Here is a 25,166-nt window from a genome sequence, read left to right as displayed (position 1 = left end):
CCGGGGCAGGGCATAATCGCCCGATCAGCGGAAGTCCACCACACATGAGCGATGCCGAAACGACTGAACGGCTGCGGCGCATCGGCTGGCGCGGCAAGGCCTTGCCGGCGACCGGTCGGCGGCTGGCGCGGGTGGTGGCGCAACACCGCACCGGCTACGAGCTGCACGACGGCGAACGCAGTTTCGGCGCGCAGCCGGCGGGGCAGTTCCTGAAGCGCAGCCTCGATCCGGCCGAGCGGCCGGCAGTAGGCGATTTCGTGGAGATCGAGCCCGGCCAGCCGCCGCACATCGTCGCCGTGCTGCCGCGGCGCAGCGTGCTGTCGCGCGCTGCCGCGGGTGAACGCTACGCGCGGCAGATCATCGCCACCAACATCGACTACGTGCTGGTGCTCACCGGGCTGGACGGCGACTACAACCCCGCGCGCATCGAGCGCTACCTCTCGCTGATCGAGGATTCCGGCGCGCGGCCGGTGGTGCTCTTGAGCAAGCCCGATCTGCACGACGACGCCCGCGAACGCATAGCCGAACTGCACGCGCGGCTGGCGCCCGGCACCGCCGTCCATGCGATCAACGGCAAGGACGCAGCCAGCGCGGCGCTGCTCGCGCCCTACCTGCAATCCGGCGACAGCGCGGTGCTGGTGGGCTCCTCCGGCGCCGGCAAGTCCACGCTCACCAACACCTTGCTCGGCATCGACAAGATGGCCACCAGTGCGGTGCGTCACCACGACAGCCGCGGCCGCCACACCACCACGCATCGCGCGCTGCTGCAACTGCCCACCGGTGGCTGCCTGATCGACACCCCCGGCATGCGCGAGCTGAAACTCACCGGCGAGGAGAACCTCGACCTGTTCGCTGACATCGAGGAGCTGGCCGAGGCCTGCCGCTTCGCCGACTGCGGCCACGGCAGCGAACCGGGCTGCGCGGTGCAGGCCGCGCTCGACAGTGGCGAACTGTCGCCCGAGCGCTGGCGCAACTACCTCAAGCTGCGCGACGAGCGCGAGGAGCAGGCCAGTACGCTGGAGGCGAAGCTGCGCCGCCAGCGCGGCGGCCGGCCGATCGAGCGGCCGCACGCGCCGCGCGGTCGGCGGGAACGGGAATGATGCACTTGCGATCCGGCCTAGCTGCTCGTCATTCCGGCCTGCGCCGGAATGACGGCTGGATGTTTCGTTCTGACGATGGTGTGACCGTCGACGCCGAAAGGATGTCGGCATGAACAGCATCGCCCCCGCCCTGCAACCCGTCGCCGCGCTCGACCAGCGCCTGCTGGCCGCGGCGAAGGGCATCCGCATCCTGCCCACGGTGGCGTGGCCGGCCTCGCTGGAAAACCGCATGATCGCGGACTACGCAGCGGGCCGCTTCGCCTTGCCCACGGTGCAGTACCAGAGGCCCGATCTCGCTGCCGCGCGCGCCGAGCTGGCGGCGATCGAACGCGAGGCGACGGCGCTGGGCGGCGATCCGCTGGGCGATTACCTCGCGCGTACCGCCGAGTCCTGGCGCATCGCGGCGGAGATGCTGGAGGCGGTGGGCACCGCCGGGGTCAGCGCACCGTCGATCGCGCTGTACGGCCGGCCCGGTGACGCGCTTCCCGGCAGCCAGCGCAGCAACCTCGATGCGGCGCGCTATTTCGTGGAGCTGTCGGACGAATTGGGCGCCGACCTGCTCGCCGACGACGCCCGCGAGGGCATCAGTGCCGAGACGCTGCGCGACGAGCTGGCGAAAACCCTGGACGATTTCTTCGGCGCGGACACGGTGAAGGTGGAGGTCGACCCCGAGCTCACCGCCAAGGCGGCCGCCGGCGCCACCCGCATCCGCCTGCGCGGCGGCGCCAGTTTCACGGACTACGATCGCCACCAGTTGCTGGCGCACGAGGCGCTGGTGCACACGCTCACCGCGCTGAACGGCCGCGCCCAGCCGCTGCTGGCCTCGCTGGGACGCACCTCGCCGCGCGTCACCGCCACCCAGGAAGGTCTCGCGGTGTTCGCCGAGCTGATGTCGGGCGCGATCGACATCGCGCGGCTGAAGCGCATCAGCCTGCGCATCCTGGCGATCGACATGGCGCTGTCCGGCGCCGACTTCGTCGAGGTCTACAAGTTTTTCGTCGAACACGGGCAGAGCGCGGCGGACAGCTTCCATTCCGCCCAGCGCGTGTTCCGCGGCGTGCCGCCAGGCGGCGGCGCGGCGTTCGCCAAGGACAACGTCTACCTCAGCGGCCTGCTCACGGTGCACACCTTCTTCCGCTGGGCGCTGAAAGAGCGGCGCCTGGAGATGCTGCGCCACCTGTTCGCCGGCAAGCTCACCCTGCATGACGTGGTGGCGCTGCAGCCGCATTTCGAATCCGGCGCGATCGCGCCGCCGCGCTGGCTGCCGCCGTGGATGCAGCACGTGCATGGTTTGGCTGGCAAGCTGGCGTTCTCGGTGTTCGTCAACGGCATCCGCATGGGCAAGGTGCATGCCGACGAATTGTCGCTGGGCGTGTAGCCGCAGCTGGCTTGGCGCCCCGGTGCTACCATGACGCAGGCCGCACCGCGGCCTCCTGAACCCCACGAAAAGCCCCCATGGCCAACTCCGAAGACCTGCGCCTCGCCGCGCTCGAGTATCACCGTCACCCGCGCCCGGGCAAGATCAAGGTCGCCCCGACCACGCCACTGCTGACCCAGCGCGACCTGTCGCTGGCGTATTCGCCGGGTGTGGCCTACGCCTGCGAGGCGATCGTCGAGGATCCGAACGCGGCCAGCGAGATGACCGCGCGCGGCAACCTGGTCGCGGTAATCACCAACGGCACCGCGGTGCTGGGTCTGGGCGACATCGGCCCGCTCGCTGGTAAACCAGTCATGGAAGGCAAGGGCGTGCTGTTCCAGAAGTTCGCCGGCGTGGACGTGTTCGACATCGAACTGGCCGAGCGCGACCCGGACAAGCTGGTCGACATCATCGCCGCGATGGAACCCACCTTCGGTGGCATCAACCTCGAAGACATCAAGGCGCCTGAGTGCTTCATCGTCGAGCGCAAGCTGCGCGAGCGCATGAAGATCCCGGTGTTCCACGACGACCAGCACGGCACCGCGATCATCGTGGGCGCCGCCGTGCTCAACGCGCTCGAAGTGGTGGGCAAGAAGATCGCGGACGTGAAGGTCGCCACCACCGGCGCCGGCGCGGCCGGCATCGCCTGCCTCGACATGCTGGTGGCGCTGGGCGTGAAGCCCGAACACATCCTCGCGTTCGACCGCGAGGGCGTGATCTACACCGGCCGCGACCACTTGGACCCGGACAAGGCGCGCTATGCGCGCGACACCGACAAGCGCACGCTGGCCGAGATCGTGGCCGGCGCCGACGTGTTCCTGGGTCTCTCCGCCGGCGGCATCCTGAAGCCGGAGATGGTGGCCACGATGGCCGCGAAGCCGGTGATCCTGGCGCTGGCCAACCCGAACCCGGAGATCCTGCCGGAGGACGCCAAGCGGGTGCGCCCGGACTGCATCATCGCCACCGGCCGTTCGGATTATCCGAACCAGGTCAACAACGCGCTGTGCTTCCCGTACATCTTCCGCGGCGCGCTGGACGTGGGCGCCACCGTCATCAACGAGGCGATGAAGACCGCCTGCGTGCGCGCGATTGCCGAGCTGGCTCGCATGGAAGCCTCTGACCTCGGCAGCGCCTACGGCGGCGAGGTGCCCACCTTCGGCGCCGACTACCTGATCCCGCGGCCGTTCGACCGGCGTCTGCTGGTGATGCTGGCGCCCGCGGTGGCGCAGGCGGCGATGGATTCCGGCGTGGCCACGCGACCCATCACCGACATGGACGCGTACAAGGAGAAGCTCGGCCAGTTCATCTACCGCACCGGCCTCATCATGAAACCGGTGTACGACCGCGCCAAGGCCGATCCGAAGCGCGTGGTCTATGCCGAGGGCGAGGAGGAAACCGTGCTGCGCGCGGTGCAGAGCGTGGTCGACTACAAGCTGGCCAAGCCGATCCTGATCGGCCGCCCCGACGTGATCGAGATGCGCATCGAGCGGCTCGGCCTGCGCCTGCGCCCCGGCGTGGATTTCGAGCTCACCAACATCAACGACGACCCGCGCTTCAACGACTACTGGCAGCAGTACCACGCGATGACCGAGCGCCGTGGCGTGACGCCGGACGCGGCGAAGAACCTGATGCGCTCGCGGCCCACCCTGATCGCCGCGATGATGGTGGAGCGCGGCGAGGCCGACGCGATGATCTGCGGCCTGGTCGGCCGTTACCACAAGAAACTCGGCTACCTGCGCAGCGTGTTCGGGCTGGACCCGGGCGTGCAGTGCACCTCGGCGATGACCGGCGTGATCAACGACAAGGGCGCGTGGTTCTTCCTCGACACCCACGTGCAGTTCGACCCCGGTGCCGAGCAGATCGCCGAGGCCACCCTGCAGGCTTCCTATCGCCTGAAGCTGTTCGGCGTCGAACCCAAGGTGGCGCTGCTGTCGCATTCCAACTTCGGCAGCCACGACAACCCCAGTGCGGTGAAGATGCGCAAGGTGCGCGAGATCCTCAAGGCGCGCGCGCCGAAGCTGGACATGGACGGCGAGATGCAGGCCGACACCGCGTGGGACGAGGTGCTGCGTCGGCGCATCTTCCCGGGCACCACGCTGAGCGGGCGCGCGAACCTGTTCGTGCTGCCCAACCTCGACGCCGCCAACATCGTCTACAACATGGTGCGGGTGATGACCGACGGCGTGGCGATCGGGCCGATCCTGATGGGCGTGGACAAGCCGGCCCACATCCTCACCACCGCCTCCAGCGTGCGCCGCGTGGTCAACATGACCGCGGTCGCCGCCGTGGATGCGCAGATCCGCGCCCGCGGCTAGCGCGCTGTCGAAGACAGCGCGCTAGCCGCGGGCAAAGGATGAGGTCGACGTCGAAGCCGGACGTTCCTTCGCCCCGAGGCGCTTGGCAAGCGAACCCGCTCACCGCGTTCGCCTCCTCTCCCCTTTGGGGGAGAGGATTGAGGTGAGGGGCGGGTGCTCGCGCAAACGCAGCAGAGGAGCGCGCTTCGTTGCCCCTGCATCGCCAGCCTGCCCCTCACCCCGGCCCTTTTCCCAGAAGGGAGAGGGAGAAAATGGCCCACCCATGCGCCCCCGCATGGCCGTCCATCGACGGACGTCCAACTGGCAGCGATGTGCCGCGAAGGCTAGACTTGGACGTCGGCCTGCCGCTTCCCCGGCGACGGCTTCCCCTACAGGCATCTGCGCCGCGCGGCGCAGCGGAGAATCTTCCATGGATCAGCTCGACGACGTCCTCAACCAGGATCTCGATCCCACCGAAACCCGCGAGTGGATCGATTCGCTCAGCGCGGTCATCAACCATGACGGCACCGAGCGCGCGCACTACCTGCTGGAGCAGATGGTCGACTCGACGCGCCGTGCCGGCGGCTACCTGCCGTTCGATCCCACCACCGCCTACGTCAACACCATCGCGCCGGCCAACGAGGCGAAGAGCCCGGGCGACGCGGCGATGGAATGGCGCATCCGCTCGCTGATCCGCTGGAACGCGATGGCGATGGTGGTGCGCGCGAACCGCAAGCCGGGCGAGCTGGGCGGGCATATCGCGAGTTTCGCCTCGTCGGCCACGCTGTACGACGTGGGCTTCAACCACTTCTGGCGCGCGCCCAGCGCCGATCATCCGGGCGACCTGGTGTTCCACCAGGGCCATTCCAGCCCCGGCATCTACGCGCGCTCCTTCCTCGAAGGCCGTTTTGCCGAAGACCAGCTCGACCTCTTCCGTTCCGACGTGATCGGCCACGGCCGTTCGCTGACCTCCTACCCGCACCCGTGGCTGATGCCGGACTACTGGCAGGTGCCCACGGTGTCGATGGGCCTGGGCCCGATCCAGGCGATCTACCAGGCGCAGTTCTTCAAGTACCTGGAGAACCGCGGGCTGGTGCCGAAGACCGACCGCAAGGTGTGGTGCTTCCTGGGTGACGGCGAGACCGACGAGCCGGAGTCGCTCGGTGCGATCGCGCTGGCCGGCCGCGAAGGCCTGGACAACCTGGTGTTCGTGATCAACTGCAACCTGCAGCGCCTGGACGGTCCGGTGCGCGGCAACGGCAAGATCATCCAGGAGCTGGAAGGCGTGTTCCGCGGCGCCGGCTGGAACGCGATCAAGGTGATCTGGGGTTCCTACTGGGATCCGCTCCTCGCGCGCGACAAGGACGGCGTGCTGCGCAAGCTGATGATGGAAACCGTCGACGGCGAGTACCAGGCCTGCAAGGCCTTCGGCGGCGCGTACACGCGCGAGCATTTCTTCGGCAAGTACCCGCAGACGCGCGAGATGGTCGCCAACCTCAGCGACGATGACATCTGGCGCCTCAATCGCGGCGGCCACGACCCGCACAAGGTCTACGCGGCCTACCACGCGGCGTCGACCACCAAGGGCATGCCCACGGTGATCCTCGCCAAGACGGTGAAGGGCTACGGCATGGGCATCGGCACCGGCGAGTCGCAGAACCCCACCCACCAGCAGAAGAAGCTGGACGACGAGGCGGTGCGGCATTTCCGCGACCGTTTCCAGATCCCGATCGCCGACGACAAGCTGCACGAGGTGCCGTACTACCACCCCGGCAAGAACTCGCCGGAAGTGGAATACATGATGGAGCGCCGCCGCGCGCTGGGCGGCTTCCTGCCGCAGCGCCGCCGCAAGGCCGAGGCCAAGCTGAAGGCGCCCGAGCTGGCCGCCTTCGCGCAGATCACCTCCGGCACCGGCGAGCGCGAGATCAGCACCACGATGGCGCTGGTGCGCGGGATGAACCTCTTGCTGCGCGACAAGCAGCTCGGCGAGCGCGTGGTGCCGATCGTCGCCGACGAGGCGCGTACCTTCGGCATGGAGGGCATGTTCCGCCAGATCGGCATCTACGCGCCGTTCGGCCAGAAATACCGCCCGCAGGATTCCGACCAGCTGCTGTACTACCGCGAGGACCAGAAGGGCCAGGTGTTGCAGCAGGGCATCAGCGAAGCCGGCGGCATGGCTTCGTGGATGGCGGCGGCCACCAGCTACAGCATCAGCAACCAGGCGATGCTGCCGTTCTTCATCTACTACTCGATGTTCGGCTTCCAGCGCATCGGCGACCTGTGCTGGGCCTCCGGCGACATGCGCGCGCGCGGCTTCCTGGTCGGCGGCACCGCCGGCCGCACCACGCTCAACGGCGAGGGCCTGCAGCACGAGGACGGCCACTCGCACCTGATGGCCGGCACGATCCCGAACGTGAAGGCGTACGACCCCACCTTCTCCTATGAAGTGGCGGTGATCCTGCAGGACGGCGTGCGCAGCATGATGCAGGAGCAGGAGGACCACTATTACTACGTCACCGTGATGAACGAGAACTACGTTCATCCGGACATGCCCGAGGGCAGCGCCGAGGGCATCATCAAGGGCATGTACCTGTTCAAGGACGGCGGCAAGCCCAAGAAGGGCGAGCCGCGCGTGCAGCTGCTGGGTTCCGGCACCATCCTGCGCGAGGTGATCGCGGCGGCCGAACTGCTGGACAAGGACTTCGGCGTGAAGTCCGACATCTGGTCCTGCCCCAGCTTCATCGAGCTGCGCCGCGACGGCTTCGACGCCGAGCGCTGGAATCGCCTGCATCCCGAGGACAAGCCGCGCGTGCCCTACGTGGCCAGCCTGCTGGAAGGCCGCGGCGGCCCGGCGATCGCCGCCACCGACTACGTGCGCGAATACGCCGACCAGATCCGCGCCTTCCTGCCCGACGGCATGCGCTACACCGTGCTCGGCACCGACGGCTACGGCCGCTCGGACACCCGTGCGCACCTGCGCGAGTTCTTCGAGGTGGACCGCCACTGGATCGCCCACGCCGCGCTGGCCGCGCTGGCGAAGGACGGCAAGGTCAATGCCAAGGACGTGGCCCGCGCGATCAAGGAATACAAGCTCGATCCGGAGAAGCCCAACCCGATCACGGTGTGAGCGGTTCGCAATGACCAAGAGAAAACCCGCCGCGAGGCGGGTTTTCTTGTCTGGGGCGTGTGCCCACGAATGGCCGTCCGTTTGATTCCGGCGACCATCGGAGATCGCCAAGGGATCATTCGGATAGCCGGCGCTGGATCGCCTCCAGCGCATGCCCGCGCGTCTCGACCCCGTGGCGCGCCAGCAGCCAGCCGGCGGCGGCCATCGGCAGCGCGATCAGCAGCGCCGACAGCGCGAAGTGCGAGAACAGCCCCAGCACGCCCAGCGCCGCGCCCAGGATGCCGCCGAACTTCGAGCTGGCGGCGATCAGGCCCGAGCCGGTGCCGCGCAGGTGCACGGGATAGATCTCCGCCGAGTACGGAATCATCGTGGCGATCACGCCGCCGCTGCTCACCAGCAGCGCCGCCGTGGCGGCGACCATGACGGCCTCGGCGCGCATGCCGGTGAACGCGATCGCACAGAATGCGAGCAGCGCCAGCGCGGTCAGCGCGATGAACAGCACCAGGGTGCGGAAGCTGCTCCAGCGCTGATACAGCCACACCACCGCGGCCGTGCCCGGCACCGCCAGCAGCGCAGAACGCGCGATCAAGGCGCTGGAGGCCTGCGCATCCAGCCCGAGCCGCGCCAGGTTGGCCGGCAGCCACAGCAGGAAGCCGAAATTCACCAGGCCCCAGGCCAGTCCGCAGCTGCCCAGCCCCAGCGTGAGCCGTGCATGCCGACCGCGCAGCAACTGGCGCAGGTCGGCCGCGGGATGCTCGGCCTCCATGATCGGCGGATCGCTGTCGACGCCCGTGGGATCCGCGCGCAGCGCCGCCGGCGAACCGGCGAAGCGCGCCAGCACGGCGCGCGCCTGCGCATGCAGGCCGGCATCGGCGAGGAAGCGCGGCGACTCCGGAATGTAGCGGTTGATGAACACGATCAGTGCGCCGGTCGGCAGGTTCAGCAGCCACAGCGCGCGCCAGCTGAAGGACGGCATCAGCGCGGTGGCCGCGCCCGAGGCGGCGAGATAACCCGCCGAGGTGCCCAGCCCGCCCAGCGCCACCAGCAGCCAGCCGCGGTGGGCTGCCGGCACGGTCTCGGCCATCAGGGTGAACGCGATCGGCAACATGCCGCCCGCCGCCGCGCCCATCAGGAAGCACATCGCCAGGTTCCAGCCGAATACCGGCATCGTGCCGCAGATCGCGGTGCCCATGAACAGCAGCGCCGACAACAGGATCGAGGCGCGACGGCCGAACCGGTCGGCCAGCCGCCCCCACACCACCGAACCGAGCGCGGTGCCGGTGAGCGCCGACAGCGCCAGCCAGCCCGCGGTGGTCATGCCGATGCCGTATTCCGCGGTCATGCCCGGCATCACGAAAGCCAGCGAGGCCGGCTTCATCACGTCGATCGCCAGCGCCACCGACAGCGCTGCTGCGAGGATCCAGTGCGCGCGATTCAGCGGTGCGCGATCCGCGATGTGCAGGTGTGGCTGGCTGTCGTGCTCCTGGCGGTTGCGCCGCATCTGCGCCAGTCGCGGCATCAGGCCGTAGCCGGCCAGCAGCACGCCACCGGGGATCAGCACCATGCCCACGAGCATGCCGGTGTCCATCGGCATGCCGGCAAGCTGGTAATGCATCGGCGCCGCCATCAGGTACATCGGCAGATGCAGCAGCACGCCGGCCGCCACCGCGACGCAACCCAGCCAGAACGCGAGCGGATGATGGAAACGCAGTTCCTGGGACATGGCGACCGTCGAAAGAATGACGATCGCCAGCTTAGCAGTGGCGTCGCTGCGCGAAGTCGCGCTTGCTCAGTCCTCGTCGCTGTCGCGCAGCACCCGGCGCAGCAGCAGGAACGCGCCGATGGTGCCGGCCACGATCGCGACGGTGGCGACCGGATGGCGGTTCACCTGGCGCCTGAGTCGCCGGTAGCGGTAGTTCGTCTCGTCGACGAAGTCTTCGGCCGCGCGGGCCAGCCGGCGCCGGTAGCCCTCGCCATCGAAACGCGCCGCCGCATTGCGCCCGTGGGCGATCCAGCCGCGCGCGGTATCGCCGGCGTCACCGGCGTAGCGGCGCGCGCGGTCGCCGAGCTCGTCCAGGCGTTCTTCGATGTCGCGACGGGTACTCATGACGGACTCCTGCAGGAACCGGCACCACGCTGCCAGCGCCGGCGTGAGCTGCGTGTAAACGGCGCGTCGTGGCGTTCAGTCGGCGAGCGCGTATTCGCCGCCGCGCTCCAGCGCGCGCTGGTACGCCGGGCGCGCATGGATGCGTTCAAGGAGCGCCCACAGCCGCGGCCGGCCGGCATCGAGGCCGGCGCGCGCGGCGGCGGCCTCCAGCGGAAAGCTCAGCGCGATGTCGGCGACGCCGAACGCATCGCCGCCGAACCACGCACTCTTGCCCAGTTCGGCTTCGAGGTAGTCCAGATGCAGCGCGATCTGCGGATCGACGAAGCCGCGCTGCACCTTGCCGGCGATGCCGCGCGCCACCGGCTTGACGAAGAACGGCGCGGGGGCCATTGCGACGCGGCGGAACACCAGCTTCAGCAGCAGCGGCGGCATCAGCGAGCCTTCCGCGTAATGCAGCCAGTAGTCGCAGCGCAGGCGCTGCGGTGTGCCGTGAGCGGGAATCAGGCTGCCGCTGCCGTAGCGGTCGGCGAGGTAGCCAAGGATGGCGCCGGACTCGGCCAGCACCAGCCCGTCGTCCTCGATCACCGGCGACTTGCCCAGCGGATGCACCGCGTGCAATTCCGGCGGCGCCAGCATCGTCTTCGGATCGCGCTGGTAGCGGCGGAGTTCGTAGGGCAGGCCGAGTTCTTCCAGCAGCCACAGCACGCGCTGCGAGCGCGAGTTGTTCAAGTGGTGGACGACGATCACGCGGCGCTCCTGTTTGAACGGAATTTGTCCGGCAGCTCGGCACCGTCGAAGCGCAGCCGATGGCCGTCGGGTCGATCCCGGTCGCGTCGAAACGGACTCGGTCGGATGTTTCGTCGCCGCTCATGACCGGCTCCGGCCCGAAGTCGCCTCCGCCGCCCGATCAACGGTTGGCGCGCATACCCAAGGCGGCCCAAGCATTCTCCAAGCATTCCCTCGCGCCCGGCTCGTCAAACCCTCAAGACCTGCCGGGGCAGGGCGGGAAGACTACACCTGCCGCTGCGTCGCAGTGGCCCGTTTCCGCCAGCCAAGGAGGCCATGCCATGAAAACCCTGCTCTGCACCCTTGCCATCGCCCTGTTGCCCTGCGCCGGCCCCGCGTTGGCCGGCGAGCCCACCAGCCTCATCATTGCGTGCCCGGCCGACCACCTGCCGAAGGCAGCTGACGTCGTGCGCGTGTTCGACCAGCACAACCTCGGCGAGGTCTTTGAGCTGCGCCAGCGCGTGCTCGATTACGCGCGTCACGAATGCCGTCCCGGGGTCGGCTACGTCCGGGTCGTCGCGGCGCCGGTGCCGGCCAAAGCGCAGGCTCTGCCGCGCACGCTGGCCAAGCGCTGAGCCGTCGACATCGTCGAGCCAAGCGATGCGGACGTTCAGTAGATCTCACCCACGCAACAGCGCAGGCTGCCGCCGGCCTTCTCGATCTCGGAGAGATCCACCGTGCCGAGGCGGAAGCCCCAGCCGGCCAGCGCGTCGCGCTGCTCGCCGGTGAGCGAGGCGGCGGCCACGGCGCTCATCCACACGCGATCCTCGCTTAGTGTGATCGCGTTGGCGGCGTAGGCCTGCTTCTGCGCGGGCGAGAGCCACAGCGCACGGTTGCCATAGGCCTGCGCGATCGCCTGCGGCACCGCCGGATCGGCGAAGCCGTCGGCGGCGAGAATCGCCGCGCGGCCGGCGAGCAGGGCGAACACCACGTTGGTGTGGTACTCGCCTGGCGCCAGCTCGAAGGCGTAGGTGAGGCGCAGGCCGAACGCCCGGTGCATCGCCTCGGCGCCGGCGAGGTCGCAGCGTTCGCTCAGGCCGCAGTAGCCGATGCCGCGGGCGCGGTCGATCACCAGCGAGCCGGTGAGCTCGGCGACCAGGTTGTCGCAGCCGGACAGGTCGATCTCGTCGTAGCCCAGCAGCTCGCCGAAGAAGGCGCGGATGTCGGTGCGTTCCGCCTCGCGCTGGCGCACGGCATGGCGCATGCGGCCCACTACCAGCGTGTCCGGCGCGGTGCCGAACACGTTGTTCGGGAACACCGCATCGGGCGTGGTCGCATCGCCGGGGAACACGATCACGGGCACGTCCGCGCGCAGGGCTTGCGCCAGCGCCTGATGCTGGGCCAGCGCGCGCAGTGGGTCGACGGATTGCTCCATCGCCATGTAGCGATTGTCGCGCGCCGATTCCGCCGCCAGCGAGAAATCCGCCGGCGCCACGAGGAACGCTCCGCGCGCGGTGGCAGTGGCGCTGGGCAGGGGCGCGAGCGTGGCGAAGGCGTCGAGGAAGTCGGTCGGTGTCGCGACGATCACGGGCAAGTCCGGCGAGATGGTGCGAGGGGCGTTCTCAAAGTGTATCGGCTGCCGCTTCCGTGGCATCCGGCGTGGGTTCCACGTGCAGCTGCTGGCGTCGGCGCAGGCCGGGGAACATCGCCATCCACGCACCCACCACCAGCAGCGTGCCGATGCCGCCGACCACCGCGGAACCCACCGCGCCCAGCCAGGCGGCGAGCATGCCCGACTCGAATTCGCCGAGCTGGTTGGAGGTGTTGATGAAGATGGAGTTCACCGCGTTGACCCGGCCGCGCATCGCGTCGGGCGTGTCCAGCTGCACCAGCGAGCCGCGGATCACCATGCTCACCATGTCGAACGCGCCCAGCGCGAACAGCGCGGCCAGCGACAGCCACAGCGCGCTGGAGACGGCGAACACCAGGGTCGCCACGCCGAAGCCGGCCACGGAAGCGAACATGGTCATGCCCACGCGGCGTTGCAGGTCGTGCTTCGCCAGCCACAGCGACATCAGCAGTGCACCCACCGCGGGCGCCGCACGCAGCAGACCCAGGCCCCACGGGCCGGTGTGCAGGATGTCGCGCGCGAAGATCGGCAGCAGCGCGGTGGCGCCGCCCAGCAGCACCGCGAACAGGTCCAGCGAGATCACGCCCAGCACGTCCTTGCGCTCGCGGATGAAGTGCACGCCGGCGAACAGCGACTTCAGCGTGGCCGGCTCGCGCTTCGGCGGCGTCTGCTCGTAGCGCAGCAGCGCCATCATCGTGGCGGCGACCAGGTACAGCGCGGCGGCACTGAGATACACCACGCCCGGCCCCGCCACGTAGAGCAGGCCGCCCACCGCGGGGCCGAGGATCATCGCCATCTGGAACGCCGAACCGCTCACCGCCACCGCGCGCGGCAGGATCGCCGGCGGCACCAGTGCCGGCAGCAGCGACTGCATCGAGGGCGATTCGAACGCCTTGGCCACGCCGATCGCGAACACCAGCGCGAGGATGCCGGTCTCGTGGATGCGATGGGTCAAGGTCAGCACGGCCAGCAGCACGATGGCCGTCCATTCCACGACCTGCCCGATCAGCACCACGCGCCGGCGCTCATACTGGTCGGCCACGTGCCCCGCCGGCAGCGCCAGCAGCACCGAGGGGATGAACTGCACCAGTCCGATCAGGCCGAGGTCGAAGGCGCGCCCGGTGATCGCGTAGATCTGCCAGCCCACCGCCACCGACAGCATCTGGAAGCCGAAGCCGGAGGCGACACGTGCGCACCAGAACTGCACGAAGGCGCGGTGGCGCAGCGGCGAATCGGGCTGTGGGGACATGGATCGTGCAGGGCGGGAAACCGCCAGTTTAACCGGCCCATCCGACAGGCATGTGGCGGCACGACACGATCAGCCCGTGCGTGTGAAGCCGTCCGCGCTCCAACCCTCGCTGCCGACGCCGTGGTGCACGAAGAACAGCTCGTCGGGATCGTACTTGCGCTTCGCCGCGGCGAGCCGCGGGTAGTTGCCGCCCCAGAATCGCTGCTGCCAATCGCGCAGGAAGTAGTCGCTCTCCGAGACGTAGGAGCCGGCGCCCGGCGCCACCTTGAGCAGCGCGTCCATCGTCGCGGCGACTTTCGCCGACTGCGTGTGCGCCGTCGCAAGATCAGGCCCGGGTCCGGGCATGCCGGGGAAGGCCGGGTCGCCGCTGCAGGCGCAGATCACCAGCGCGAAGGCCTCGCACACTTGCGAGTTGGTTGCGGTGTCGCGGGCGCGGGCGATCGCGTCGGCCGGTGCGCCGGCCAGTCCCTTGTTGAAGTGCAGGGAGAAACCCCAGTGCCGCGAGGCCTCGAACAAGGCATCCGCCAGTTGCGCCTGTCGCCCCGGCTGCAGCAGCGTGGCCGGCAGCCAAGCCGACTGGAAGCCGTGGATGAACCAGCCCACTTGGCCATGGTCGCCGGCCCACAGGAAATGGTCACGGGCGGCTCCTGGCCGGCTGTCCGACACGATGGCGCTCGGCAGGTACTTGCGCAGGAATTCGGCGTCCCAGAGGTGTCGGGCCGGTGCCGCGAGCGCCTGGAACGGTTTGGTGATGCGGCAATCCTTGCGGGCCTTTACCCAATCAAGGAACGGTGCCCAGGTCTGTTCGGCCTGTTGCTGGGTGAGATCCTGGAACATCATGGAGATGTCGAGGGTGTCGCCGCCGTAGAACTTCATCTGCTCGCCCCAGTGCGGGTTGAACAGTGCGCGCTGGTAGAAGCTCACCGCCGCGGCGATCAGGGCGCGATAGGCCGCGTCGGAGTCAGCCTTGACGATGAGACCGACACCGCCGAAGAACTCGGGCAGCTCGAAGGTGCGCAAAGTCAGCCGCGTGACCACGCCCAGGCTGCCGCCACCGCCGCCCTTGAGGCCCCAGAACAGCTCCGGATTCGTGCGGGCATTGGCGATGCGTATCTGGCCGTCGGCGGTGACGACTTCCGCCTCCAGCAGGTTGGATGCCGCGGTGCCCCAGCGCTTCGACAGGCTGCCGAAGCCGCCGCTCTGCACCAGCCCGGCCACGCCCACCGTGGTGCAGCCGCCGCCCTGCACGTAGCGGCCGCCTCGGGTGGTTACCGCGTCGTAGGCGTCGATCCACATCGCACCCGCCTGCACGCTCACCGCCGGTTGCGGCGCCACGTGCCCGGCACAGCCTTGCGGCACGAAGGCGTCGTGCAGGTTCACCTGGTTCATGTGGCGGGTCCACACCAGCAGCGAATCCGGCGCGTCCGAGGTGCCCTGGTAACTGTGGCCGCCGCCCTTCACCACCAGGCGCAGGTGGTGCTTGCGCGCGAAATCGACGGCGGCGACCACGTCGGCGGTGTTTTCCGCCGCCACCGCCCAGGCGCTGGGTTGCGAAGCCCAGGCATCGGCCCAGCCGCTGGTCTGGGTCAGCGCGGGGTTGTCGCCTACCGCGAACGGGTTGTCCAACTGCTTCAGCGCCGGCGATGCGGCGCCTTGCGCGAACGGCGGCTCCAGCTTCAGCAGCCGGCCACCGACGTCCTGTTTCAGTCGGTTCCATTCCGCCGCCGTGGGCCAGCCCGGCTGCCCCGGACGCACCCGCGAGCGCAGCGCCGTCGCCAGCTTGCCGGCGCCGTGCGCCAGGGCGCCGCCGCTGCGCATCAGCAGGGGCAGCAAGGGCAGGGTAACCACTGCCTTCAACAGGTCGCGTCTGTTCATCGTGTCGCTCCGGGTCGGGTCCGATCCGCTGGCAGGATGACCCCATGTCCGTGCCTCGCCCAGTGCGGGGTGACGGATCGCGGGCGGCAGGGACGAGCCGACGCCGCCGTGGGACGGGTCGCGTGGGCTGTCGCCGCATGCACGTAGAATCGTCGGCATGAACGGACAGGCGGATGTCGAACACGGGGTTTTCCGGCCTTGGCCAAGGCCGGTCACGGTCGGTTTCTGGCTGCTGTTCGTTGCACTGAATGCCGTGTTCAACGGCGTGGATGCGCAGCTCAGCCATCCGGAGCTGCCGGCCTGGATGCCATGGTCGTGGGAGTGCAGCAGCGGGCTCCTGATCCTGGCGCTGCTGCCCGCGGTGGTCGCCTTCGAGCGGCGCTGGCCGATTCGCCTCGACGACTGGCAGCGCCGCGTTCCGCTGCACCTGGCGGCCAGCGTGGTGTTCAGCCTGGTCCACGTGGGCGGCATGGTGGGCCTGCGCAAGCTGGCCTATGCCGTGGGCGGCTGGCATTACGACTTCGGCGCGTGGTGGATCAATTTCGGTTACGAGTACCTCAAGGACGTGCGCAGTTATTTCCTGATCGTGGCCATGCTGGCGTTCTATCGCCTGTGGCGGCTGCGCCGGCAGGGCGAGGCGAAGCTGCTGGCCGAGCCGGACGACGGCCTGCCGGTGGAGCCGGTGGAACGGCCCGAGCGCTTCCTGGTGCGCAAGCTGGGCAAAGAGTTCCTGCTCGCCGCACGCGAGATCGAGTGGCTGCAGGCCGCGGGCAACTACGTGAACCTGCGCGTGCGCGGGCGCGACTACCCGCTGCGCAGCACGATGGCGGCGATCGAGGTACGGCTGGACCCGGCGCGCTTCCTGCGCGTGCACCGCGGCTACTTCGTCAACCTCGATTACCTCGCCGAGATCGAGCCGCTGGACACCGGCGACGCGCGCCTGCACCTGCGCGACGGCACCACCATCCCGTGCAGCCGGCGTTATCGCGTCACGCTGCGCGAGCGCTACGGCCAGCCGGCGGCGGCCGAGTGAACCAAGCCGCGCTTGCGTCGCGGCGCGCGCTCGTTCCAAGCTAGCTCCCTGGTTCCGCTCCGGATGCTCTGCCGATGATGCACGTGCCATCGCCCCGCCACCTCGTTCTTGCCGCCCTTGCCGGCACGCTGATCCTCGCCGGCTGCTCGCAGGGCGGCGCGCCCGCGCCGGACGCCGCGCAGCAGCAGGCGCAGGCCAAGGCCGCCGAAGCGGCGCGCAACCTCGACACCTACCGCCAGCTGCTGCGCATCCACAACGACCAGATGGCGGCGACGCTGGGCCAGGACATCGTGCAGCGCTTCCCCGACAGCGCCGCGGCGAAGGAGGTGCAGCAGACCCTGCCCGAGGTCGAGCAGCGCTGGAAGGAGAACAGCGAGAAGGCGCGCCTCGCCGCGCTGTGGCAGTACCAGGTGGCGCCGATGGCCGGCGGCACCCAATCCACCGCGGCGACCTACAACAGCCGGCCGATCGGCGTGCACGTGCGGCTGGTGCTGCGTCGGCACACCAGTTGGGGCCAGAGCGCGTTCCTGTTCAACGACGGCCATGGCGGCTTCGTCTGCAAGGGCGAGTGCACGATCGCGGCGAAGTTCGACGACAAGACACGCGCGATCAAGGCCTACGCGCCGTCCACCGGCGAACCGGCGCTGATGATCCGCGACGACAAGGGCTTCATCGCGGCGCTGGAGAAGGCGAAGAAGATCAGCCTGCCGGTCACCCTGCAGGACGGCGAGAAGAAGGTGGAGCTGGTCTACGAGGTCGGCGGTTTCGTGCTGGACCAGTGGCAGGCGCTGCCGAAGAAGGGCAGGAAATAGGCGGGAGAGGAGTGAGTGGAGAGGAGTGAGGAGTGAGAGAAGGGCTGGGGCGCACCGCCGGATCTGCTTTCTCTCACTCCTCCCCCCTTTTCACTCACTTCCTGCTTTCTGGTGCACCCACCGACCGTTCGCGCGTTCCAGTGCCTATCGACGAATGGAGGAAGCAGCCATGTCTCGCAAAGCTTCGTGGATGGCCGTTGCACTGGCGGCGACGTTGGGCGCGTGTTCCAGCGTGCCGTATGCGCAGCGGATGGCCCAGCGCCAAGCCGCCTACGCGGCGGCGGCCGGCGCGCCGGTGCGCAGCTTCCATTATTTCGACCTGTACTCGTGGGAGCCGCTGGGTGACAGCCAGCTGGCCGTCTACGCCCAGCCGAACCGCGCCTGGCTGCTGGACGTGGGGCCTTGCCCGAACCTGGAATTCGCCAATGCGATCGGACTCACCTCGTTCACCGGCGAGGTGTCGGTGAACTTCGACAAGGTGCTCACCGGTCGCGGCTTTCCGCCGTGCTTCATCTCCAGGATCCGGCCGGTCGACGTGGCGAAGCTGAAGCTGGAACAGCAGGCGCAGCGCAAGATCGAATCCGAGCCGCGGCAGCCGGCCGCCGACGCAGCGCAAAAGTAGACCTCTAGCGAACCACCGTCACCGGCACGTGGGCGCGCGCCAGCACGTTGGTGGAGACCGAGCCGAGCAGCCAGCGCGCCAGCGCGCCGCGCTCGGTGTGGCCGATCACGATGTGGTCGATACCGTGCTGGCCGACTTGGCTGAGCAGCACGTCGCCGGGGCTGCCGTGGGTCAATTCGACATCGACCAGGCTGGCGGCATCCGGCGCGATCGCGGCCAGTTCGTCCTTCAGTTCCTGCAGGCGCTGGGTGCCGGAGTCGGTCATCATCAGCGCGCAGGTGTCGCCGCCCTCGGCCACCTGCAGCACCGACACCACGCGCACCCGGCCGCCGCAGGCGCGTGCCAGTTCCATCGCGAACGCGAACGCGCGGCGCGCGGCGTCCGAGCCGTCGTAACCGACCAGTGAATACTTGGGCATGCTGGCTCCTGTCGCGGCGAAACATCGTCGTTTGGTGAAGGAGTCTGAACGGCACCGCGTTAGCGGAACATCAAGATGAACGGACGCACGCGCGGCTCACGTGCACGTCACGGAGGGCTGTCGAAGCTGGATCGCACGTTCCGCCGGGCAACCGGATGGAAACGGATCCCGCGCCAGATTGCGCCACTGAAGGAGAAGCCGATGAGCAAGCACACTCTCGCCCTGACCGCCGCCCTGCTGCTCGGTGCGGGTGCCTTGGTAGCCGTGCCGGCCGCCCCCGTCCACGCCGCCGAGGCGAACGTGAAGTGCCACCTCACCTTCAGCCTCTCGGGCTGGTCGATCCTCTACAAGCACGCCGAAGGCAGCGGCACCGTGCGCTGCGAGAACGGCCAGCAGGCCGAAGTGAAGATCGTGATGATCGGCGGCGGCCTCACCGCCGGCAAGTACCGCATCGACCACGGCACCGGCGACATCACCCATGTGCGCGGCATCGACGACGTGTTCGGCGACTATGCGCAGGCCGGCGCCGAAGCCGGCGTGGTGAAGAGCGGCACCGCGCAGGTGCTGACCAAGGGCACCACCTCGCTGGCGCTGGCCGGCCACGGCGAGGGCATCAACCTCGGCGTGTCGGTGGGCAAGTTCACCATCAGCCATCGCTGAAGCGGCGCGGCAGGAGGGTTCGAAGGGCGCCGCGCGGCGCCCTTCGTTTGCGCGGCGGCGTACACTGGGCGGCGCTGCCCCCTCCCGGAGAACCGCGATGCGTCGCCTGTCGCTGCTGTTCGTGCTGACCCTGCTGTGCGGCCTGCTGGCCGCTCCCGTCGTTGCCGCCGATGCGTTGCCCCAGGTCGGCGCCGCCGCGCCCGGTTTCCGGCTGCAGGACCAGAACGGCCACTGGCGCAGCCCCGCCGACTATCACGGCCATTGGCTGGTGCTGTACTTCTATCCCAAGGACTTCACCCCTGGCTGCACCACCGAGGTGTGCACCTTCCGCGATGACGTCGCCAAGCTGCGCCAGGCCGGCGCCTCGGTGGTCGGCGTGAGCCTGGACGACGTGAAGTCGCATGCCGATTTCGCCGCCAAGTACCACGTGCCGTTCCCGCTGCTCGCCGACACTGCGCATCAGGCGGCCACCGCATACGGCGTGTTGTCCTCGATGGTGGGCATGCACTACGCCAAGCGCACCACCTTCCTGATCGACCCCGCGGGCAGGATCGCCAAGGTCTATGCCGACGTCGACCCCAAGGCGAACTCCAGCCAGGTGCTCACCGACCTCGCCGCCATGAAGAAGGCGGCGCCCTGATGGCGGTGATGTCCCGGGCCGAATCCGGTTCCACCGCGCGCGGTTTCGCGGCCTGGCGCGTGCTGGTCTGGCTGATGCTGTTGCTGGCCGCGTTCGGCAGCGTGCAATACCTCAGTCATGCAGATCTCCTGTGGGCGCATCGCGCCGGCCTGTCGCCGGACGACGGCGCCGCGCTGCAACGCATGCTGGCCTGGGACATCGGCTACCTGCTGGCCGCGTTCGTGCTGATCGTGCTGTGCGCCGGCTGCATCCTGCGCCAGGCCTGGGCGCGCGCACCGCTGCGCGTGGCCTGCGGCGTGCTGGTGCTGTGGGCGCTTGCCAGCGGCGGCATGATGCTGGCCCAATGGCCGCAGTTCCATCGCGCCAGCGCCGACGCGCTGGCCCAGCTCGGCAACGACGCGACCCTGCGCAACGCCGTGGTGCACGCCCGCCGCGTCTACCGCATCACGCTGGGGCTGAAGGCCATCGCGATCCCCGTGCTGCTGTGGCTGGCCTGGCGGCTGGGCACGCCAGCGGTGCGCTCGCAATTTCGCCATCGGCGCTGAGCGGTGGTAGCGCAGGACACGTTTCCGAATCGGTCCATCGTGCAGTCAGGGAGGGGCAGGGATGAAACGCTGGTTGCCGGGGTTGTTGTGCATGGTGCTGTCGGGTGCGGCGCTGGCTGCTGGGCCGGGTGCGGCGAGCAAGCGGGTGCAGGCGAGCATGCTGGTTACCGGCACGATCGAGGTGGCGCCGGACGGTAGCGTGGCGCAGTACGTGCTCGACCATCCGAATGAACTGCCCTCTGCGGTGAAGGGCCTGCTGGTCAAGGCCATCCCGATCTGGAAATTCGAGCCGATCGTGGTGGATGGCAAGCCGGCCATCGCCAAGGCGGCGATGAGCCTGCGCATCGTCGCCAAGCCGTTGGGCGACGGCAATTACAGCATTACCGTTGCCGCCACCCACTTCGGTGATCGGAACGACGACCACGCGATCAAGTCCGTGCAGCGGCGGCCGCCGGTGTATCCGCCCGAGGCCATACGCGAGCACGTGACCGGCACGGTGTATCTGGCGCTGCGCGTGGATGCCGCGGGCAAGGTGGCCGATGCCGCCGCCGAGCAGGTGAACCTTGGCGAGATCGGCAGCGATGTCCAGATGAAGCAGTGGCGTGATCGGCTGGCATCGGTCTCGGTGGCCACCGCCAGTCGCTGGACGTTCAGCCCGGCGACGGACGCCGCGTCGCCGTATCGCGTGGTCCGGGTACCGGTGACCTTCAATCTCCGGATCAACGGCTATTCCACCCGCGTCGGTTATGGCCAGTGGAATGTCTACGTGCCCGGGCCGGTGCAGCTGATCCCGTGGCTGGACAACAAGCTGATGTCAGGCGGGGCCGATGCCTTGCCGGACGGCGACATCGATCAGGTTGGCCACGATCTGCGCCTGCTGACGCCCATCAAGGGCGCCTGAGCCAGCTGGTGACGGACGGAACGCGCTCCGGTTCGCGAGGGCGTCTTTGTGCCGATGCGCCACATGTTCAGCATGGGTTGCCCCGGTCGCGGGTATCGCTGCGCTATCCCATTCCCGGAATCCTCCCGATGCGCCTCTGTCGTCTGCCGCTGTTCCTGCTGCTGTTCGCCGCGTTGCCATTGCAGGCGCAGGACCTCGCTACCACCTGCCACGCCACCAGCAGCTACGACGTGACGCTGCGGCCGGGCAGCGTGCTGTTCGACCGTCCTTCGCCCGCACCCACGCGAGTGGAACTGGGCCAAGGCGCGTTGCGCACCGATGGCGTGGCGGTGCCGCTGAATGCCGAGGAGCAGGACCGGATGAGCCTGTTCGAGCGCGACCTGCGCGCGCTGGCGCCGCGCGTGCGCACGGTGGCGCAGCACGGCGTGGACATTGCGGCGCAGGGCCTGCGCGAGGAAGCGGCGGGCATGGGCCTCGGCGCCGATACGCGGGCGCAACTCGACCAGCGGCTGGCGGCCGACGCGGCCAGCCTCAAGCAGCGCATCGCGGCCAGCAACAGCACGCACGACTGGCAAGGCGGCGCGATGGACCAGTACGTCAACCAGATCGAGAGCGATCTGCTGCCGTTGATCGCGGCCGACCTTGGCCAGCAGGCGCTCACCGCCGCCATGAGCGGCGACCTGCAAACCGCGGCCAGCCTGCGCGACCGCGCCACGAACCTTGCCACGCAACTGGAGCCGCGCATGCGCCAGCGAATGCAGGCGCTGCGGCCGCAGATCGAGGCGCTGTGTCCGGCGATCCGCCAGCTGGCCACGCTGCAGCAAGGTGTGCGCGACAGCAAGGGCCGGCCATTGGACTTGCTGCAGATCGGCCAGTGAGCGTGACATCTCCCTGACGCGGATTAATCTCCGGCTAAGTAGCCGTGGGCGAGGATGACGCCATCAACCTCACCGCCCGATCGGGGGCGACCGTGGCCTCGAGCGTCATCTGCACCACTTGCAACCAGCTGATCCGCCGTGGCATCGACCTGTGCCGCCTGTATCGTCATGCCGCCCTCGCGGTGAGCGAACCGGGTCTGCGCGCGGTGCTGGACGAGGATGCCCAGGCGCTCGCCGCCATGGTCGTCGAGTTGCAGCACGAGGTGACGCTGGCCGGCGGCGTGCCGCGCATGCACGGCAGCTGGCGCGCCGCGCTGCGTTGCCGACTGGTGGACGGCATGGCGCGCACCGCCGCGCGGCGCGACAGCGCCTGGATCCACGCCCTGGCGCAGGACGAGTCGGGCCTGCTGCGGGCCTTCGAACGGGCGATTGCCGGCCTGCCCGAGGACTCGGCCAAGGTGCTGCGCCGGCAGCTGCCGCGCCTGCGCGGCATCCATCTGGACATGCACAGCCTGGCCGGCCCCGCCCATTCCTGACGGCACGCGCCTGACGGCACGCGCCGACACACGCGCGGGCGGCACGCCCACCCGATCCCCGGCATCCTGCCGTCGCCGACGTCGCGGCGTCCGCATTAGCTTGCATGCTCTTGTCCGTCGCACGGGGAGCGTGCCATGCATCGTCACCGACTGGCCAGCCTGCTGGCCTGCATCCTGTTCACCTGCGCTACCGGCGCCGCCGCCTCCGACAGCCTGCGCGTGGGCAACCGCGTGCTGGTGGTGGGCGACAGCGCGGCCACGGTGAGCGCCCTGCTCGGCAAGCCCACACACAAGTCGCACCAAGGCACCTCCCGCAGCGGCGGCCGCCACGGCAAGCGCGCGCGCGGCGTCTCCGCCAGCGCGACGCACGGTGAGCAGTGGCAATACCGGCGCAACGGCAAGGTGATCGTGGTCACCCTGGTCGACGGTCGCGTCAGCGACATCGACGAGCGCAGCTACTGACGGTTTCGCGCCACGCAAACCGTGACTGATGGCAGGGCATGACGCATGGCGCATGCCGCTGGGGACTGCGTAACTGAAGCTTCCGGGCATGCCGGTGCTCGCAGCCGGCATCAGACCACGGGAGGTTTGCATGTCCGGACATCGCACAGTCGCCACGCTTGTCCTCGCGCTCAGCCTTGCCCTCGGCCTGCCAGTGCAGGCGGACGGGGTCCACGTGCGCGGCAACCAGTGCGGCTACAACAGCAACTACGACGTGCGCGTGACGCCGGCCGGCATCGACTTCAGCCGCAGTGGCACGCAGCCGGGCAAGGTCTTCATGCACGACGGCACGCTGCGCATCGACGGCCGGCCGGTCACGGTGTCGGCGGAGGATGCGGCGCGGCTGCGCCGCTACGAAGCGGGCATGCGCAACCTGCTGCCCGAGATGGCGGGCATCGCGCACGAGGCCGTGGGCATCGCGTTCGATGCGCTGACCACGGTGGCCGCCACGCTGGGTGGCAGCCAGCATCGCCGCGATGCGCTGGTGCGCGAGCTCAACCAGTCGCGGGTGCAGGCACTGCGCGGCACGGACGCCAGCATCGATGCCGCGCACTGGAGCCAGCAGGACTTCGCCGACGCGATCGAGCAGCCGGTCGACAAGGCCAGCAACCAGTTGGCCAGCGCGCTCACGCGCAGCGTGATGTGGTCGCTGTTCACCGGCCGCGCCGACGAACTCGAGGCCCGCGCCGATTCGATCGACGCGTCGATGGAAAAGGAGATGCAGGCGCGCTCGGGCCAGCTGGAGGCGCGCGCCAAGGCGATCTGCCCGCGTCTGGCGGAGCTGGACGAACTGCAGCAGCAGTTCCGTTTCCGGCTCGCCGATGGCCAGCCGCTGCAACTGCTGACGGACAACCGGGATCGCAAGGGCAGGGACAGCCAGAGCGGCGCGGACGACGACGCAGTCGCCACGCGCTGATACCCCCAGGATCCGTGCGCTCCCCGCACGGTGACATGCCGCGCCCGGCGTGATGCCGCCCGCGGCATTTTTTTATGACCACCATCCTTGGCGGTCGCCCTTCGGGCCATCGCTGCGCGATGTCATTGTCGCTCTTGGCGATTTTTTGTCTGCTGGCTGCAGGGGCGGGGACGCGGCGGACACGGCCCTGCTGCTAGGCTCCTTGCCAGTCTTTCCGAGCGACCGCCATGCACGAATTGTCGACCCGTCTTGCCTCCGTGGATCTCTCCGCCATCGTGGCCAGCGTCGGTCCACGCCTGCTCGGCGCGCTGCTGATCCTGCTGATCGGCGCGTGGCTGGCCGCGCGGCTGGCGAATTTCAGCCAGCGTGCGTTGCGTCGCGCGAAGGTGGACGACACCTTGGGTGGTTTCCTGCGCAACCTGATCTACGGCGTGCTGATCGCGGTGCTGGTGGCAATGGTGCTCGCCGCGCTGGGCGTGTCGCCGGCGCCGATGGTGGCCGCGCTGGGCACCGCCGGCCTGGCAATCGGTCTGGCGCTGCAAGGTTCGCTGTCCAACCTCGCCTGGGGTGTGCTGCTGATCATGTTCCGGCCGTTCCGGGTGGGCGACTACGTCACCGCCGGCGGCATCGACGGTACCGTGCAGAGCATCGACCTGATGTACACCCAAGTGCTGCTGCCCGACGGCCGCGAAGCGGCGGTGCCCAACGCCAAGGTGGGCAGCGACGCCATCCTCAACTTCAACCGCCGCGGCACGCGCCGGGTCGACCTGAAGATCGGCGTGGGCTGGCGCGATGACCTCACGCAGGCGATGGCCACACTGCAGCAGGTGCTGGCGGACGAGCCGCTGGTGCTGACCGAGCCCGCGCCCGGCGTGTGGGTGGACGGTATCGCCGGGCAGACCGTGACCCTGGTGCTGCGCGGCTGGGTGAAGAGCCCCGACGTGTGGGCCACGCAAACCGCGCTGCTGCGCGCGGTGAAACAGCGCATCGACGCCGGCGAGTTGAGTTTGCCGGCGACGGCGCACGAGGTGAGTGTGGTGCAGGGGGCGGTAAAGGGTGGCGCGGGAGCGCCGTGACCATGACACTGGGGGTGCTTGCGCAAGCGACGAAGCGGTTTCGGGCGCCTGCCGGCGCCCGAGTCGCTTTCTCTCGCGTGCCCGAGAGAAAGTGACCAAAAAG

The 25,166-nt window shown here is 69.2% G+C and carries 24 protein-coding genes; 17 read left to right on the top strand and 7 right to left on the bottom strand.

Annotated features, from left to right (window positions below; translation table 11 throughout):
* Positions 1–44 precede the first annotated feature (44 nt).
* From rsgA to aceE, 4 genes are all read left to right on the top strand, one after another.
* A complete protein-coding gene (gene rsgA / locus AB7878_RS06865) occupies positions 45–1,100 on the top strand; it encodes a ribosome small subunit-dependent GTPase A (protein ID WP_369493649.1) in 1,056 nt (351 codons plus the stop codon).
* A 109-nt stretch (positions 1,101–1,209) separates the two neighbouring features.
* Positions 1,210–2,478 carry a peptidase MATCAP family protein gene (locus AB7878_RS06860; protein ID WP_369493648.1) on the top strand — a complete coding sequence of 423 codons (1,269 nt, stop codon included), beginning with the start codon at positions 1,210–1,212 and terminating at the stop codon, positions 2,476–2,478.
* 77 nt (positions 2,479–2,555) lie between these two features.
* Positions 2,556–4,832, top strand: a complete 2,277-nt coding sequence (locus tag AB7878_RS06855; RefSeq protein ID WP_369493647.1) for an NADP-dependent malic enzyme — start codon at positions 2,556–2,558, stop codon at positions 4,830–4,832.
* 409 nt (positions 4,833–5,241) lie between these two features.
* Entirely contained in the window at positions 5,242–7,938 is a 2,697-nt protein-coding gene (aceE, locus tag AB7878_RS06850; protein WP_369493646.1) for a pyruvate dehydrogenase (acetyl-transferring), homodimeric type, read from the top strand.
* A gap of 115 nt (positions 7,939–8,053) precedes the next feature.
* Here aceE and AB7878_RS06845 read toward each other — a convergent pair whose 3' ends face one another.
* The 3 genes from AB7878_RS06845 to AB7878_RS06835 form a co-directional block, all read right to left on the bottom strand.
* Complete coding sequence (locus tag AB7878_RS06845) at positions 8,054–9,661, bottom strand: MFS transporter (RefSeq protein WP_369493645.1); 1,608 nt, start codon at positions 9,659–9,661, stop codon at positions 8,054–8,056.
* A gap of 66 nt (positions 9,662–9,727) precedes the next feature.
* The gene (locus tag AB7878_RS06840) at positions 9,728–10,045 is read right to left on the bottom strand and encodes a hypothetical protein (RefSeq protein ID WP_369493644.1); all 318 of its coding nucleotides are present in this window, start codon (positions 10,043–10,045) and stop codon (positions 9,728–9,730) included.
* A gap of 75 nt (positions 10,046–10,120) precedes the next feature.
* Positions 10,121–10,792, bottom strand: a complete 672-nt coding sequence (locus AB7878_RS06835; protein WP_369493643.1) for a glutathione S-transferase family protein — start codon at positions 10,790–10,792, stop codon at positions 10,121–10,123.
* Positions 10,793–11,112: 320 nt separating this feature from the next.
* On the opposite strand from AB7878_RS06835, the gene AB7878_RS06830 reads away from it, so the two are divergent.
* On the top strand, positions 11,113–11,406 hold the full coding sequence (locus AB7878_RS06830; RefSeq protein WP_369493642.1) for a hypothetical protein: 294 nt from the start codon (positions 11,113–11,115) through the stop codon (positions 11,404–11,406).
* Positions 11,407–11,441: 35 nt separating this feature from the next.
* Here AB7878_RS06830 and AB7878_RS06825 read toward each other — a convergent pair whose 3' ends face one another.
* The 3 genes from AB7878_RS06825 to AB7878_RS06815 form a co-directional block, all read right to left on the bottom strand.
* On the bottom strand, positions 11,442–12,359 hold the full coding sequence (locus tag AB7878_RS06825) for an arginine deiminase-related protein (protein WP_369493641.1): 918 nt from the start codon (positions 12,357–12,359) through the stop codon (positions 11,442–11,444).
* A 34-nt stretch (positions 12,360–12,393) separates the two neighbouring features.
* Positions 12,394–13,650 (bottom strand): MFS transporter, encoded by a 1,257-nt coding sequence (locus AB7878_RS06820; RefSeq protein ID WP_369493640.1) that lies wholly within the window; start codon positions 13,648–13,650, stop codon positions 12,394–12,396.
* A 69-nt stretch (positions 13,651–13,719) separates the two neighbouring features.
* A complete protein-coding gene (locus AB7878_RS06815) occupies positions 13,720–15,525 on the bottom strand; it encodes an FAD-dependent oxidoreductase (protein ID WP_369493639.1) in 1,806 nt (601 codons plus the stop codon).
* A 157-nt stretch (positions 15,526–15,682) separates the two neighbouring features.
* Between AB7878_RS06815 and AB7878_RS06810 the strand changes: the two genes are divergently transcribed.
* The 3 genes from AB7878_RS06810 to AB7878_RS06800 all read left to right on the top strand — a co-directional run bounded on the left by AB7878_RS06810 (position 15,683) and on the right by AB7878_RS06800 (position 17,992).
* Positions 15,683–16,558, top strand: a complete 876-nt coding sequence (locus AB7878_RS06810; RefSeq protein ID WP_369493638.1) for a LytTR family DNA-binding domain-containing protein — start codon at positions 15,683–15,685, stop codon at positions 16,556–16,558.
* Between the two features lie 77 nt (positions 16,559–16,635).
* On the top strand, positions 16,636–17,370 hold the full coding sequence (locus AB7878_RS06805) for a hypothetical protein (protein ID WP_369495730.1): 735 nt from the start codon (positions 16,636–16,638) through the stop codon (positions 17,368–17,370).
* Positions 17,371–17,539: 169 nt separating this feature from the next.
* Complete coding sequence (locus tag AB7878_RS06800) at positions 17,540–17,992, top strand: DUF6491 family protein (RefSeq protein WP_369493637.1); 453 nt, start codon at positions 17,540–17,542, stop codon at positions 17,990–17,992.
* A 4-nt stretch (positions 17,993–17,996) separates the two neighbouring features.
* Here the strand turns inward: AB7878_RS06800 and AB7878_RS06795 are convergent, their stop codons facing one another.
* Positions 17,997–18,410, bottom strand: coding sequence for a universal stress protein (locus AB7878_RS06795; protein WP_369493636.1), 414 nt, complete (start codon positions 18,408–18,410; stop codon positions 17,997–17,999).
* Between the two features lie 201 nt (positions 18,411–18,611).
* Here AB7878_RS06795 and AB7878_RS06790 point away from each other — a divergent pair, with 201 nt between their 5' ends.
* The 9 genes from AB7878_RS06790 to AB7878_RS06750 all read left to right on the top strand — a co-directional run bounded on the left by AB7878_RS06790 (position 18,612) and on the right by AB7878_RS06750 (position 25,063).
* Positions 18,612–19,070, top strand: coding sequence for a hypothetical protein (locus tag AB7878_RS06790; protein ID WP_369493635.1), 459 nt, complete (start codon positions 18,612–18,614; stop codon positions 19,068–19,070).
* Positions 19,071–19,167: 97 nt separating this feature from the next.
* Positions 19,168–19,710 (top strand): peroxiredoxin, encoded by a 543-nt coding sequence (locus AB7878_RS06785; RefSeq protein WP_369493634.1) that lies wholly within the window; start codon positions 19,168–19,170, stop codon positions 19,708–19,710.
* The gene (locus AB7878_RS06780; RefSeq protein WP_369493633.1) at positions 19,710–20,255 is read left to right on the top strand and encodes a hypothetical protein; all 546 of its coding nucleotides are present in this window, start codon (positions 19,710–19,712) and stop codon (positions 20,253–20,255) included. The genes AB7878_RS06785 and AB7878_RS06780 overlap by 1 nt, the downstream gene beginning before the upstream one ends.
* A 61-nt stretch (positions 20,256–20,316) precedes the next feature.
* A complete protein-coding gene (locus tag AB7878_RS06775) occupies positions 20,317–21,156 on the top strand; it encodes an energy transducer TonB (protein WP_369493632.1) in 840 nt (279 codons plus the stop codon).
* Between the two features lie 128 nt (positions 21,157–21,284).
* A complete protein-coding gene (locus tag AB7878_RS06770; RefSeq protein ID WP_369493631.1) occupies positions 21,285–22,034 on the top strand; it encodes a DUF2884 family protein in 750 nt (249 codons plus the stop codon).
* Positions 22,035–22,126: 92 nt separating this feature from the next.
* Complete coding sequence (locus tag AB7878_RS06765) at positions 22,127–22,570, top strand: PA2169 family four-helix-bundle protein (RefSeq protein ID WP_369493630.1); 444 nt, start codon at positions 22,127–22,129, stop codon at positions 22,568–22,570.
* A 135-nt stretch (positions 22,571–22,705) separates the two neighbouring features.
* On the top strand, positions 22,706–23,032 hold the full coding sequence (locus AB7878_RS06760) for a DUF2845 domain-containing protein (protein WP_369493629.1): 327 nt from the start codon (positions 22,706–22,708) through the stop codon (positions 23,030–23,032).
* A gap of 130 nt (positions 23,033–23,162) precedes the next feature.
* Entirely contained in the window at positions 23,163–23,987 is an 825-nt protein-coding gene (locus AB7878_RS06755) for a DUF2884 family protein (RefSeq protein ID WP_369493628.1), read from the top strand.
* Between the two features lie 227 nt (positions 23,988–24,214).
* Entirely contained in the window at positions 24,215–25,063 is an 849-nt protein-coding gene (locus AB7878_RS06750; protein ID WP_369493627.1) for a mechanosensitive ion channel family protein, read from the top strand.
* Positions 25,064–25,166: the final 103 nt, after the last annotated feature.

Source organism: Rhodanobacter humi (assembly GCF_041107455.1).
Taxonomy (GTDB): Bacteria; Pseudomonadota; Gammaproteobacteria; order Xanthomonadales; family Rhodanobacteraceae; genus Rhodanobacter_A.
This window is presented reverse-complemented; position numbering and strand designations above follow the sequence as displayed.

What these genes read in the sequence shown, in the direction of transcription:
- rsgA (WP_369493649.1), top strand. Translation starts at nt 45, where the DNA reads ATGAGCGATGCCGAAACGACTGAACGGCTGCGGCGCATCGGCTGGCGC.
- AB7878_RS06860 (WP_369493648.1), top strand. Translation starts at nt 1,210, where the DNA reads ATGAACAGCATCGCCCCCGCCCTGCAACCCGTCGCCGCGCTCGACCAG.
- AB7878_RS06855 (WP_369493647.1), top strand. Translation starts at nt 2,556, where the DNA reads ATGGCCAACTCCGAAGACCTGCGCCTCGCCGCGCTCGAGTATCACCGT.
- aceE (WP_369493646.1), top strand. Translation starts at nt 5,242, where the DNA reads ATGGATCAGCTCGACGACGTCCTCAACCAGGATCTCGATCCCACCGAA.
- AB7878_RS06845 (WP_369493645.1), bottom strand. Translation starts at nt 9,661, where the DNA reads ATGTCCCAGGAACTGCGTTTCCATCATCCGCTCGCGTTCTGGCTGGGT.
- AB7878_RS06840 (WP_369493644.1), bottom strand. Translation starts at nt 10,045, where the DNA reads ATGAGTACCCGTCGCGACATCGAAGAACGCCTGGACGAGCTCGGCGAC.
- AB7878_RS06830 (WP_369493642.1), top strand. Translation starts at nt 11,113, where the DNA reads ATGAAAACCCTGCTCTGCACCCTTGCCATCGCCCTGTTGCCCTGCGCC.
- AB7878_RS06820 (WP_369493640.1), bottom strand. Translation starts at nt 13,650, where the DNA reads ATGTCCCCACAGCCCGATTCGCCGCTGCGCCACCGCGCCTTCGTGCAG.
- AB7878_RS06815 (WP_369493639.1), bottom strand. Translation starts at nt 15,525, where the DNA reads ATGAACAGACGCGACCTGTTGAAGGCAGTGGTTACCCTGCCCTTGCTG.
- AB7878_RS06810 (WP_369493638.1), top strand. Translation starts at nt 15,683, where the DNA reads ATGAACGGACAGGCGGATGTCGAACACGGGGTTTTCCGGCCTTGGCCA.
- AB7878_RS06805 (WP_369495730.1), top strand. Translation starts at nt 16,636, where the DNA reads ATGCACGTGCCATCGCCCCGCCACCTCGTTCTTGCCGCCCTTGCCGGC.
- AB7878_RS06800 (WP_369493637.1), top strand. Translation starts at nt 17,540, where the DNA reads ATGTCTCGCAAAGCTTCGTGGATGGCCGTTGCACTGGCGGCGACGTTG.
- AB7878_RS06795 (WP_369493636.1), bottom strand. Translation starts at nt 18,410, where the DNA reads ATGCCCAAGTATTCACTGGTCGGTTACGACGGCTCGGACGCCGCGCGC.
- AB7878_RS06790 (WP_369493635.1), top strand. Translation starts at nt 18,612, where the DNA reads ATGAGCAAGCACACTCTCGCCCTGACCGCCGCCCTGCTGCTCGGTGCG.
- AB7878_RS06785 (WP_369493634.1), top strand. Translation starts at nt 19,168, where the DNA reads ATGCGTCGCCTGTCGCTGCTGTTCGTGCTGACCCTGCTGTGCGGCCTG.
- AB7878_RS06780 (WP_369493633.1), top strand. Translation starts at nt 19,710, where the DNA reads ATGGCGGTGATGTCCCGGGCCGAATCCGGTTCCACCGCGCGCGGTTTC.
- AB7878_RS06775 (WP_369493632.1), top strand. Translation starts at nt 20,317, where the DNA reads ATGAAACGCTGGTTGCCGGGGTTGTTGTGCATGGTGCTGTCGGGTGCG.
- AB7878_RS06770 (WP_369493631.1), top strand. Translation starts at nt 21,285, where the DNA reads ATGCGCCTCTGTCGTCTGCCGCTGTTCCTGCTGCTGTTCGCCGCGTTG.
- AB7878_RS06760 (WP_369493629.1), top strand. Translation starts at nt 22,706, where the DNA reads ATGCATCGTCACCGACTGGCCAGCCTGCTGGCCTGCATCCTGTTCACC.
- AB7878_RS06755 (WP_369493628.1), top strand. Translation starts at nt 23,163, where the DNA reads ATGTCCGGACATCGCACAGTCGCCACGCTTGTCCTCGCGCTCAGCCTT.
- AB7878_RS06750 (WP_369493627.1), top strand. Translation starts at nt 24,215, where the DNA reads ATGCACGAATTGTCGACCCGTCTTGCCTCCGTGGATCTCTCCGCCATC.